The organism is Mucilaginibacter sp., assembly GCF_041660805.1.
Taxonomy (GTDB): domain Bacteria; phylum Bacteroidota; class Bacteroidia; order Sphingobacteriales; family Sphingobacteriaceae; genus Mucilaginibacter.
Genome location: NZ_JBAZVP010000017.1, coordinates 66,870 through 79,116 on the forward strand (window position 1 = coordinate 66,870; position 12,247 = coordinate 79,116).

Annotated in this window: 15 protein-coding genes; all 15 read right to left on the reverse strand. The window is 42.5% G+C overall.

Annotated elements, in window-relative coordinates; genetic code table 11:
• Positions 1–38: 38 nt before the first annotated feature.
• On the reverse strand, positions 39–1,505 hold the full coding sequence (locus WC743_RS18760; RefSeq protein WP_373014423.1) for a NuoM family protein: 1,467 nt from the start codon (positions 1,503–1,505) through the stop codon (positions 39–41).
• Between the two features lie 24 nt (positions 1,506–1,529).
• Entirely contained in the window at positions 1,530–3,434 is a 1,905-nt protein-coding gene (gene nuoL, locus WC743_RS18765; RefSeq protein ID WP_373014425.1) for an NADH-quinone oxidoreductase subunit L, read from the reverse strand.
• A gap of 92 nt (positions 3,435–3,526) precedes the next feature.
• Positions 3,527–3,856 carry an NADH-quinone oxidoreductase subunit NuoK gene (gene nuoK / locus WC743_RS18770; protein WP_373014427.1) on the reverse strand — a complete coding sequence of 110 codons (330 nt, stop codon included), beginning with the start codon at positions 3,854–3,856 and terminating at the stop codon, positions 3,527–3,529.
• The gene (locus WC743_RS18775) at positions 3,856–4,365 is read right to left on the reverse strand and encodes an NADH-quinone oxidoreductase subunit J (protein WP_373014428.1); all 510 of its coding nucleotides are present in this window, start codon (positions 4,363–4,365) and stop codon (positions 3,856–3,858) included. The genes nuoK and WC743_RS18775 overlap by 1 nt, the downstream gene beginning before the upstream one ends.
• A gap of 64 nt (positions 4,366–4,429) precedes the next feature.
• Complete coding sequence (locus WC743_RS18780) at positions 4,430–4,927, reverse strand: NADH-quinone oxidoreductase subunit I (protein ID WP_373014430.1); 498 nt, start codon at positions 4,925–4,927, stop codon at positions 4,430–4,432.
• Positions 4,928–4,940: 13 nt separating this feature from the next.
• Positions 4,941–5,972 (reverse strand): NADH-quinone oxidoreductase subunit NuoH, encoded by a 1,032-nt coding sequence (gene nuoH / locus WC743_RS18785; protein WP_373014431.1) that lies wholly within the window; start codon positions 5,970–5,972, stop codon positions 4,941–4,943.
• The gene (locus tag WC743_RS18790) at positions 5,972–6,970 is read right to left on the reverse strand and encodes a 2Fe-2S iron-sulfur cluster-binding protein (RefSeq protein WP_373014433.1); all 999 of its coding nucleotides are present in this window, start codon (positions 6,968–6,970) and stop codon (positions 5,972–5,974) included. Before WC743_RS18790 ends, nuoH begins: the two co-directional genes overlap by 1 nt.
• Before the next feature lie 55 nt (positions 6,971–7,025).
• Positions 7,026–7,379: a four helix bundle protein gene (locus tag WC743_RS18795; RefSeq protein ID WP_373014434.1), complete on the reverse strand. Its 354-nt coding sequence runs from the start codon at positions 7,377–7,379 to the stop codon at positions 7,026–7,028.
• A gap of 39 nt (positions 7,380–7,418) precedes the next feature.
• Positions 7,419–8,783 carry an NADH-quinone oxidoreductase subunit NuoF gene (gene nuoF, locus WC743_RS18800; RefSeq protein ID WP_373014436.1) on the reverse strand — a complete coding sequence of 455 codons (1,365 nt, stop codon included), beginning with the start codon at positions 8,781–8,783 and terminating at the stop codon, positions 7,419–7,421.
• A 2-nt stretch (positions 8,784–8,785) separates the two neighbouring features.
• Positions 8,786–8,968: a hypothetical protein gene (locus WC743_RS18805; RefSeq protein ID WP_373014438.1), complete on the reverse strand. Its 183-nt coding sequence runs from the start codon at positions 8,966–8,968 to the stop codon at positions 8,786–8,788.
• Positions 8,968–9,492 (reverse strand): NADH-quinone oxidoreductase subunit NuoE, encoded by a 525-nt coding sequence (gene nuoE, locus WC743_RS18810; RefSeq protein WP_373014440.1) that lies wholly within the window; start codon positions 9,490–9,492, stop codon positions 8,968–8,970. Before nuoE ends, WC743_RS18805 begins: the two co-directional genes overlap by 1 nt.
• Positions 9,485–10,696, reverse strand: coding sequence for an NADH-quinone oxidoreductase subunit D (locus WC743_RS18815; RefSeq protein WP_373014442.1), 1,212 nt, complete (start codon positions 10,694–10,696; stop codon positions 9,485–9,487). Before WC743_RS18815 ends, nuoE begins: the two co-directional genes overlap by 8 nt.
• A gap of 5 nt (positions 10,697–10,701) precedes the next feature.
• On the reverse strand, positions 10,702–11,205 hold the full coding sequence (locus WC743_RS18820; protein WP_373014444.1) for an NADH-quinone oxidoreductase subunit C: 504 nt from the start codon (positions 11,203–11,205) through the stop codon (positions 10,702–10,704).
• Entirely contained in the window at positions 11,205–11,747 is a 543-nt protein-coding gene (locus tag WC743_RS18825; RefSeq protein ID WP_373014446.1) for an NADH-quinone oxidoreductase subunit B, read from the reverse strand. The genes WC743_RS18820 and WC743_RS18825 overlap by 1 nt, the downstream gene beginning before the upstream one ends.
• A 116-nt stretch (positions 11,748–11,863) precedes the next feature.
• Positions 11,864–12,235: an NADH-quinone oxidoreductase subunit A gene (locus WC743_RS18830; RefSeq protein ID WP_373014448.1), complete on the reverse strand. Its 372-nt coding sequence runs from the start codon at positions 12,233–12,235 to the stop codon at positions 11,864–11,866.
• Positions 12,236–12,247 lie beyond the last annotated feature (12 nt).

Below are 12,247 nucleotides of genomic sequence, written 5' to 3' on the forward strand. Positions count from 1 at the left end.
TCCCTTTTTATTTTCTTTTAGGATTTAGAAATTAGAGTTTAGAATTTACCAACCGCAAACTTGGCACTCACTGTTTGTACTAAATTAGTAACCGCCGCCTCTGATATATGCAATATAGGCTGCGGATAAACACCGATAGCGATGATCAGCACGCAGATAATACCCAGCACTAATTTCTCTGATCCGTCAATATCAGCAAATACAGCTGTTAGCGCGTTGGTTTCGCCCTGCATTACACTCTTATACATACGCAGCATATATACCGCGCCAAATATGATGGTTAAACCTGCAACTGCTGCAAACCAGATGTTATACTGGAACACACCTTTCAGTAACAGAAACTCGCCTACAAAACCATTGGTTAATGGTAAGGCTACTGTACCTAATACGATAATTAAAAACGCGATAGAGAAGTTGGGCGCTACTTTAGATATACCACCCATCTGGCTAATATCACGGGTGTTTAAACGCCTGCTGATGATATCCCATATAAAGAACATACCTACCACGTTTATACCGTGGCTAAGCATTTGGATCATGGCGCCTTGTACACCTTGTGTTGTCCAGGCAAAAATACCTGCTGATATTAAACCAACGTGTGCTATAGATGAGTATGCTACTAAGCGCTTACCATCCTTTTGATTAAATGCTATCAGCGAAGCATAAACAATACCGATAACCGATAATATGATAGCCAGATTTTGCCAATGTAAAAAGCCAACCGGCGCGTTAGGTATCAGCCAGCGGATAACGCCATAGATCCCCATCTTTAGCATAATACCTGATAACATCATGGTACCTGCAGATGGTGCTTCGGTATAAGTATCGGGCTGCCAGGTATGGAAAGGGAATACCGGCATTTTAATTGCAAACGCTATAAAGAACGCCCAAAATACCCACGACTGGTGGCTGGCATCAAGGCTTAGGTCATAAAAGGCGTGTATATCATAAACCTTGTTGGGCGTTTGCAGATACAGGAAGATAATTCCCAACAGCATAAATAACGATCCTGCAAAGGTGTAAATGAAAAATTTAATATTGATGCGGATACGGTTCTCGCCGCCCCATAATGCACATATAAAATAGATAGGTATCAGGGCAGCTTCCCAGCCCACATAAAATAAGAAACCATCCAGCGCGGTAAATACGGTTAATAACCCTGCCTGCATAAATAGTATTAAAGCGTAGAACGCCGGGGCATTCTTATACTCATGCTTGTAGGTGGTTAAAATAATAAGCGGCACAAGCACCGTGGTTAGCAGCACCATTACCATACTTATACCATCAATACCAGCGCTAAAATAAACGCCCATCGTTGGGATCCACGGCGTATCAATAGTGTATTGGGTTGATGCATCGGGCACAAAGCCTGATAAAAAATAAAAAGCGATTGCCAGTTCAACTACGGCAAAAAACAATGCGGCATGCTTTGCCACTTCATTTTTGAAAAACAGCACTAAAAGAGCTGCTACTATCGGTAAAAAAAGTAAAATACTAACCGTCATTTTATAGGGTAAAACGCTATCGTTTTATATTCTTAAAAAGTTGTAAACCAATACGGCAATAATACCTATCACCATTATAAATATGTAGAAACCTACATTACCTGTTTGTAACAGGCGCAGGCCTTTGCTTGCTTCTATTGAACCTTTGCCTAAGCCGTTCACAAATCCATCTATACCACTTAGCTCAACTACTTTATAGAAAAATACCGATACAGCGTCCAGCGGCTTACGGATGATCATGTCATACAATTCATCAATATAGAATTTATTGTAGGACAGGTTTGACAATGCCGGGCGTTCTTCTTCGTCAGATACCGGTACGCTCGCCTTACTTACATATTTCATGTAAGCGTATATCATAGCGAATATGGCTACAGCAACAGAGATGCCCATTAGCAACCACTCCGTACTGTGGCTTAGCTCATGTTCGCCTAATAGTGCTTTTGAGCTTGCAAATACCGGCTCAAGGAAAGCGCCCAGCTCATGATGGCCACCCATAACCGCAGGTACGCCTATCATACCGCCAATGGCAGATAATATAGCCAGTATTATTAAAGGGATGGTCATGCTTGCAGGCGACTCATGTAAATGGTGCTCCTGGTCATGCGTTCCGCGGAATTTACCCCAAAAGGTGAGGTACATCATCCGGAACATATAGAAAGAGGTTAACATGGCGGTAATAACACCCACTACATAAAATGTTGTGCTATGTGCAAAGGCCGCGGCCAAAATTTCGTCTTTTGAAAAGAAACCCGAGAATGGTGGGATACCGGCAATGGCTATAGTACCAACCAGCATGGTCACAAAAGTAATTTTGATCTTACCTTTCAGTCCGCCCATTTTGCGCATATCCTGCTCGCCGCCCATGGCGTGGATAACAGAACCAGCACCCAGGAACAATAACGCTTTAAAGAATGCATGGGTTAACACATGGAAGAATGCACCGGTATAAGCGCCAACGCCTAAACCTAAAAACATATATCCTAACTGTGATACGGTTGAGTATGCCAGCACCTTTTTAATGTCAGTTTGTGTAAGGGCAATTAATGCGGCAAACGCGGCAGTGGCTAAACCTACAATGGCAATTACTTCCATCGTATCCGGCGCCATCGTAAACAGGATGTTTGAACGGGCTATCATATAAATACCTGCTGTAACCATGGTAGCAGCGTGTATTAATGCCGATACAGGTGTTGGCCCGGCCATTGCATCTGGTAACCAGGTGAACAATGGTAACTGTGCCGATTTACCAATAGCACCTACAAACAATAATATTGTGATCAATACAAAAGGGGCGTCGCCGGCTTTCATACCTGCCGCTTTAGGGAAGATATCCGCGTAAGCAACACTGTTGAATGTGTTAACAATAAGGAAGATACCTAATAAGAAACCCAAATCACCAATACGGTTCATGATAAAGGCCTTTTTGGCAGCATCGGCATAGCTTGGGTTGGTATACCAGAACCCTATTAAAAGGTACGAGCATAAACCTACCCCTTCCCAGCCAATAAACATGATAACGTAGTTAGAACCCATTACCAGCAGCAGCATAAAGAATACAAACAGGTTTAGGTAGGAGAAAAACTTACCAAAACCGGCATCGTCATGCATGTAACCGATAGAATATAAATGAATGAGGAAACCAACCCCGGTAACAATGAGCAGCATTATTGAACTGAGCTGATCTACCAGGAAAGAAAATGGAATTTTAAAGTCGCCAACGCTTATCCAATCGAATAGGGTAACATTAATTGGTTCGCCGGTTTGTTTGATCTGGAAAAATGCAGCAACGCTTAAGCCAAATGCCACTAATACCAATAAACTACCGATAGCACCGATAACACCTTTCGACAAGGAATTGCGCCCAAGTCCGTTAATAACAAAACCGGCTAAGGGTAGTACAGGAATAAGCCAGATTAATTTGTCCATTTATATAGTTCTTTACCCCCTAACCCCCTGAAGGGGGAACAGAAGTTTGATTGTTTAATTCTTTATTTTCCTCTAAGCTCCCCTTCAGGGGGTTACCATTTCAACCTGTTCAATACGTTAATATCGATAGAGTTGGTGTTACGGTATATCATTACTATAATGGCCAGCCCTACTGCTACTTCTGCAGCGGCCAGTGCCATAATAAAAAACACAAAAACCTGCCCGGCTGCATCGCCACGGTAAACCGAAAATGCGGTAAGCAACAGGTTAACCGAGTTAAGCATCAGCTCAACCGACATAAATATCACAATAGCATTACGGCGTAATAAAACACCCATAACACCTATTGAAAATATAATAGCGCTTAATAATATGTAATGGTTAAGCGGCACCGCTTGAATGGTATTTGTTAAACTGTCCATCAGATGGTTGCTTTTGTTTCTTTAGGATCTTTAGTGGCCAGTAATACAGCGCCAACCATTGCCGATAGCAGCAATATTGATGATACTTCAAACGGCAATAAAAATTCGTTAAATAATATTTTACCCAGGTTTTTCACAAGGCCCAGCTCGGGGTTCTTCAACACTACAGGATCTGACGCGCCCAATGATTTTAATGACGATACCAGCGCTACAGCTAATATACCACCGCCAAATACAGCGGCTATCTTAATCATAAATGGCTTAACCGGTTCCGATTCTTTGTTGAGGTTAATGAGCATCAGCGTATATAAAAACAATACCAGTATGGCGCCCATGTAAACTATAAAGTTTACTATAGCCAAAAACTGCGCATTCATTAATATATAGTGAATGGTGAAAGTAAAAAAGGTAAGTATAAGGTACAGTATACTATGCACCGGGTTTTTTGCAGAAATAACCAGTATAGAAAAGAATATGGATAAAAACGCGATGAAGTAAAATGTACTCATGTTTATATTTTACAATATACTTTTGCCCTTCAAAAAAGAGTTGGGCAAAGGTATAAAACTTCTGTTATTGATTTAAAGGTGGTTCTACTAATTTGTCTTTTCCGTAAATAAAATCTTTCCTCAAATAATCTGATGGAATGATATCGCCGTCAAGATATATCGCTTCTTTAGGGCAGGCCTCTTCACAAAGTCCGCAGAAAATACAGCGCAACATGTTAATTTCGTAAACGGCAGCATATTTCTCCTCACGGTATAAATGCTCCTCGCCTTTCTGGCGCTCAGCAGCCGTCATAGTTATAGCCTCTGCCGGGCATGATAATGCGCACAAACCGCAGGCAGTGCAACGCTCCGCACCATTCTCATCGCGTTTAAGCGAGTGCATACCCCGAAAGTTTTCAGAAAACTCACGCTTCTCATCCGGGTATTGTATAGTAACCGGTTTTTTGAAAAAGTGACTCATAGTAATAGACAAACCATGCACAATTGCGGGCAGGTAAGCCCGTTCCCAAAAATTGAGTGGTTTTACTACTAATTGCTTTTTCTTATTACTTAATGATTCCATTTGATTCCTCTGTCTAACTAAAAAAAGTAATAAAAATACCTGTTAACACAATGTTTGCTATAGCCAACGGTATTAATACCTTCCAACCTAAATCCATCAGCTGATCATAACGGAAACGCGGAATGGTCCAGCGAACCCACATAAAGAAGAAGATGAACAGGAATATTTTTGTAAAGAACACCACAGTACCAATAAGTGGGCCAATAACCGGGCCAACATGGGCGGTAACCCAATCCATACCCGGATAGTTATAACCACCCCAATACAAGGTAGCCATTACTGCCGATGATATAAACATATTAATATACTCGGCAAACAGGTAAAAACCCAGCTTCATTGATGAGTACTCGGTATGATAACCACCCACCAGCTCGGTTTCGCACTCTGGCAAATCAAACGGTGTGCGGTTGGTTTCTGCAAATGCGCAAACAATAAATATCAGGAAACCTAACGGCTGATAGATCACATTCCAGTGCCAGCCGTGTTGGGCCTGGGCAATTTCGCCTAAACTTAAAGTACCGGTAACCATTAACAGGGCTATGATGGAAAGCCCCATTGAAATTTCATAACTGATGTTTTGGGAAGCTGCACGGATAGCACCTAATAAAGAGTATTTATTGTTTGACGCCCAGCCGCCTATCATTACACCATATACCCCCAGTGACACTACACCAAAGATATACAGGATCCCTACATTAATATCAGTAACCTGCAGCGGGATAACTTTATCGCCAACGGTTAAATTTTGCCCCCATGGGATAACCGCCGAACCGATACATGCGGTAAGGATAGCTAACGAAGGCCCAACAATGAATAAAAATGGTGTTGCGTTGGTTGGGATGATCTCCTCTTTCATGAACATTTTAGCACCATCAGCCAGTGGCTGTAAAATACCAAACGGACCGGCACGGTTAGGGCCTACCCTATCCTGAAAAAATGCCGCTATTTTACGCTCGGCATAGGTAGAGTACATAGCTACTACCAGGCTAATGGCGAATATGATTATTATAAGCCCAAATTTTATGGCGATATCTGTTAATTCCATTACAGGCGTGTCTCCCTTTCAAATTGTTCTTTATTCGCTTCTATCAATAGCGGGTTGGTTTTTACAACCGGCAGTGGTTTAAGAGTATCATAGTGATTGGAGTTAATAACAGATTTATGCGATACTTTACGCGGGCCTTCTATTACCCAGTCACTGGTTTTTTTCTTATCAAAACGGCAGGTATTGCAAATAAATTCTTCTGCTTCGCCGTACTCATCTTTACGCGCGGTAACACGTATAACATCTTCGCCTTTGTACCACAAGGTAACTTTACCCCCGCAGCCTTCGGTATGGCAATCGCGGTGTGCCTCAACAGGTTTGGTGAACCAAACACGGTTTTTAAAGCGGAAAGTTTTATCAGTTAACGCGCCTACAGGGCATACATCAATTACGTTACCGGAAAAATCATTATCAACCGCTTTTTGTATGTACGTTGAAATTTCTGAATGATCGCCACGGTTTAAGATACCATGTATGCGGTGATCGGTTATCTGGTCGGCAACAAATACGCAACGGTAGCAAAGGATGCAGCGCGTCATATGCAGTTGGATCTTATCACCAATATCAATTTTCTCGAACGTACGGCGGTCAAACTCATAACGGGTTTTGGCAGCACCGTGCTCATAGCCTAAGTCTTGTAAATGGCACTCGCCTGCCTGGTCGCAAACAGGGCAATCAAGCGGGTGGTTTATCAATAACATCTCTACCACACCCTTGCGCGCCTCAATAACTTCCGGCGAAGTAATGTTTTTTACTTCCATGCCATCCATGACTGTGGTACGGCAACTTGCTACCAATTTTGGCATAGGGCGCGGATCCTTTTCAGAACCTTTGCTTACCTGTACCAAACAGGTACGGCATTTACCGCCGGTACCTTCCAGCTTGGAGTAATAGCACATAGCAGGCGGAACAATGTCGCCACCTATCAGCCTTGCAGCGTTCAGTATGGTCGTCCCGGCCTCTACTTCAATAGGAAATCCGTCTATCGTAACTTTCATTTATAATTCAAAATTAAAAAGTCAAAAGTAAAAAACTATGCTTTTTAAGTACTATCTAATCCAGGTTGATGATGATAGATGCGATGATCTTTGACAGCTCATCAGCTTCGTTCAGCAACTCGTTTAATTTATCTTTCTCGTTTACCAAAACTGTGTCTCTAATCAAACACAGCCAGTATTTTGTTTCATTTGCCGACTTAAGCGCTATTTTATAGTAGTTCTTAAAGTCTTTAGTCGAGCTACCCGCTTTAGCTTCAACAATATTAGCACCTACGGATGTACCGCTTCTTATTAATTGGTCAAAAAGTGAAAAGAAAATCTTCTCATATCTGGCACTTGCGATGAATAAAACTAATTCCTTTGAAAACTGATAACACCTATGTTTGATGTTGTAAGGTTTCTCGCTCAAATGCTTTCTATTTTTTAATTTTTACTTTTAAATTTTGACTTATCCCGCTGCACTCTCCAACTTCGGTAATGGGTCAGCATAATGTGCTAATCCGTAATTACCTGCCACCGCTGCCGATGGGTTGGTTACGTGCCACTCAAACTCATCCCTAAAATGGCGGATAGCACTGGCCACCGGCCAAGCTGCCGCGTCACCCAGCGGACAAATGGTGTTACCTTCAATTTTCTTTGCTACATCAACCAGCAGGTCCATGTCGCTCATTTTACCGTGGCCATATTCCAGGCGGTGCAAAACTTTTTCCATCCAGCCGGTACCCTCACGGCATGGTGAACATTGGCCGCAGCTTTCATGGTGATAAAACCTTGCAAAGTTCCAGGTATTACGAACAATGCACTGGTCTTCGTCATAAGCGATGAAACCGCCCGATCCCATCATGGTACCACTAACAAAGCCACCATCAGCTAATGATTCATAGCTCATGAGGCGTGGTTCGTTATTAATAGTTTTCAGGAATAGGTTTGCCGGTAAAATGGGTACAGATGAACCACCTGCAACCACCGCTTTTAAACGCTTGCCATTGGCTATGCCACCGCAATATTCATCGCTGTATAAAAATTCTTCGGCCGGTAAACCCAGGTCAATTTCATAAACACCCGGATTTTTTAAATTACCACCTGCAGATATCAGCTTGGTACCTGTACTACGGCCGATACCTAATTTCGCATATTCGTCGCCGCCTTCATTGATGATAGGCACAACAGCTGCAATTGATTCTACATTGTTAACTACCGTTGGGCAGCCATACAATCCTGCAATAGCAGGGAACGGCGGTTTAATTCTTGGGTTACCGCGTTTACCTTCCAATGATTCTAACAAAGCGGTTTCTTCGCCGCAGATGTAAGCACCACCACCCGGTTGTACGTAAAGCTCCAGATCATACCCGGTGCCTAATATATTTTTACCTAAAAAGCCTTTGGCTTTTGCTTCGGCAATTGCTCTTTCAAGTATGCGTATCTGCGGCATCATTTCGCCACGTACGTATATGTATGATGTTTTTGCACCCAACGCAAAGCTGGATACTATCATTCCCTCAATTAATAAGTGAGGGATGTAGGTCATCAAAAACCGATCTTTAAAAGTACCTGGCTCAGATTCATCCGCGTTACAAACCAGGTAACGCTCAACCCCTTCCGGCTTAGCCAAAAAGCTCCACTTCATCCCGGTAGGGAAGCCTGCACCACCACGGCCGCGTAAACCCGATTTTTTTACCTCCTCCACCACTTCATCAGGGGTAAGGGTTTTCAGGGCTTTTTCAACAGCAGCGTAACCGCCTTTTGAGCGGTAAACATCAAATGTATTGATGCCGGGTACGTTTATATGTTCTAAAAGTAATTTACGTGCCATTACTAATATATTTTACCACTCATTTTATAAGCAGCTATATGATTTCTTATACAATTTGAAAGTATCATTACGGTTGTGATCCCAATAATGAGGTGATAATGCTCTGGCACCTGCAGTAAAAAGAACAGAACTATGCCTGCTATTAATGCTGCGTCCCAGCTTATCAACCTGTTTCTTTCATTCATTAATTATTAGCCTTCGCCTTTAAATCGTTTATTAAAGTATCAACCGATTCGGTGGTTAATTTTTCGTAAAATGTATACTCGGGGCCAATTTGCAATACAGGGCCAAAGCCACAGGCAGCAAGGCACTCTACACCTCTCCAGCTAAATAAGCCATCGGGGGTAACATCGCCTTCTTTTACGCCAAGTGTTTCTTCTATATGCTCCATTATTGGGGTTGCGCCAACAATTTCGCAAGGGCCGGTGCGGCAAACTTCAAGCATGTACTTGCCTTGCGGCTTTAAAAAATACATGGTATAAAATGATGCCACTTCGTAAACCTCAATAGGTTGTATAGAAAGGTATTCGGCCACTTTATCCATTGCAGGTACGCTCACCCATCCAAACTCGGCCTGTACCAGGTGCAGTATGGGCAATAATGCCGATTTTTGTTTCCCCTCGGGATAACGGCTAACTACATCAGCAAACTGGCTGATCAGTTCCGGTGTAAATGTTACCGGTGTGTTGGTATCTTGTACGCTAAGCATCTAATTCTCCTGCTATTACGTTTAAACTACTCATGTTAATAATCGCATCAGATAATAACATCCCCTGGCTCATTGGTGCATACATCTGGTAATTGATAAAGCTTGGCCTGCGGAAATGTAAACGGTATGGCGAACGGCCACCGTCATTAACCAGGTAAAAGCCTAATTCGCCGTTTGCACCTTCAACCGCGTGGTAAACTTCGGCATTAGGGGTTTCCACTTCGCCCATCACAATTTTAAAGTGGTAGATCAAAGCTTCCATGTTATTATAAACTTCCTCTTTTGGAGGCAGGTAATATGCAGGTACATCAGCATGGAAAATATCTGATGGCTCTTTTTCTATTTTAGCCAAAGCTTGCTCTATAATGCGCAGGCTTTGCCACATTTCTTCGTTACGTACTAAAAAACGATTGTAAACATCGCCATTTTCGCCAACGGGTACTTCAAAATCAAAATCTTCATATGATGAATATGGCTCCATTGCCCTTACATCATAATCAACACCGGTGGCACGTAAAATAGGGCCGCTCCAGCTGTAGCTTAACGCGGTTTCGGCAGTAACTGCTGCAACACCTTTAGTGCGGTCAACAAATATGCGGTTACGGTTAAACAGGTTTTGAAACTCTTTTAAAACCCCAGGGAAATCTTTTAAGAATTTACGTGTTTTGGCAAACGCGATAGTATTAAAATTACGCTCAAAGCCCCCTATCCGGCCAATATTTGTTGTTAAACGCGAGCCACAGATCTCTTCATAAATTTCATATATCGCTTCGCGATACTCCATCATGTATAAGAAACCTGTAAAAGCGCCGGTATCAACACCCAATACACCATTACAAATAATATGGTCTGATATACGGGCAAGCTCCATAATAATAACACGCATGTAATCCACACGTTTTGGCATCTGGATATTCAGCAGCTTCTCAACCGTCATATGCCATCCCATATTGTTTATGGGCGACGAACAATAGTTCAGGCGGTCTGTAAGGGGTGTTATCTGATAGAATGGGCGGTGTTCGGCAATTTTCTCAAATGCGCGGTGTATATAACCTATAGTTGATACGCCACTAACAATACGTTCACCATCCATTTGCAGCACGTTCTGGAACACACCATGCGTAGCAGGGTGTGTAGGGCCCAGGTTGAGTGTGGAATACTCATTCTGCGGATCGTTATCGTTATATACGGGGTGGTTCTGCATTTATGTTATCTCCCGAAAAAGTAATCTTTTTTATCAATACGGTTTGGATCTTCCAGCGGAAACTCCTTCCTCAGCGGAAACGCGGTCATGTCATCAACATTCAGTATCCTCCTCAGATCGGGGTGCCCGTCAAATATCACCCCAAAAAAGTCATACGTTTCTCTTTCCATCCAGTTAGCGCCATCCCATATAGTTGTAGCCGTTGGGATATGCACGTCTTCAAGCGTAAGAAAAACTTTTACACGTATGCGTGTATTAGTAGTTAAGCTGTGCAGGTGATATATTACACCAATTGGCTTTTCAAGCTCGGGGTAATGTATGGCAGTTAAATCTGTTAAAAAAATAAACTGCAGCGCCGCATCTGTTTTTAAAAAGGTAAGTACATCGGTAATGGATTCTTTACCTGTTTCAACGGTAAGCAAGCCAAAATCCGCACCGGTTTCAGTAACCTGGCCCGGAAACTTATCAGTTAGCTTTTGCAAAAGCACTTCGTTAGCTATCTTACCCATTATTGAATTCCGTATTTAGCAAGTAAAGCCTGGTACTTGGGTTCTTCCCTGCGGCGAAGCGTTTCTGTCTGCACTAATTTTTGAATAGCCATAAAGCCATCAATAATAGCTTCGGGGCGTGGCGGGCAACCGGGAACGTAAACATCAACCGGGATAACTTCATCAATACCCTGTAAAACAGAATAAGTATCAAAAATACCACCGCTTGATGCACAGGCACCAACAGCCATAACCCAGCGTGGCTCGGCCATTTGCAGGTAAACCTGGCGTAAAACCGGACCCATTTTTTTAGATATAGTACCCATTACCATTAGAAGATCGGCCTGGCGCGGCGAAAAGCTTAAGCGTTCGGCCCCAAACCTTGAAAGATCATAATGTGAGCCCATTGTGGCCATAAATTCAATACCGCAGCATGATGTTGCAAACGGCAAAGGCCATAAAGAGTGCGAGCGCGCCAAACCCACTGCTTTATCAAGCGAAGTGGCAAAAAATCCGGACCCCTCTATGCCCGCAGGAGCGTCAACTATTTGAATATCACTCATGAATTATTATCAAATAAAATAAACCCATCAGCCATGCTGATTTGCAAATTTAAATAAAATACCATTGTAAGAGGTACACTAAGAATACCCTGGAATATATTTAGAATCAATCTAAACTAATCCCAGTTCAATGCGCCTTTTTTGATGATGTAGAAGAAACCGGCAAGTAATGTTCCCATAAAAATGAACATTTCTATCATACCTTCTTTACCCAGTTCGCGGAAGTTTACCGCCCATGGGTACATGAATATCACCTCTACATCAAATAATACAAACAGTATAGCAACCAGAAAGTATTTGATTGACATGGGGGTGCGGGCATTACCAATAACCTCAATACCCGACTCAAACGGCGTCAATTTATCTTTAGTTACCCGTTTAGGACCAATTTTATGTGTTACAAACATAGTAGTAACAACAAACCCCATTGCCACCAGCATCTGGAATATGATGGGCAAATAATTAACCGGTAAACTTTGTAATTCCATACCGCAAATATA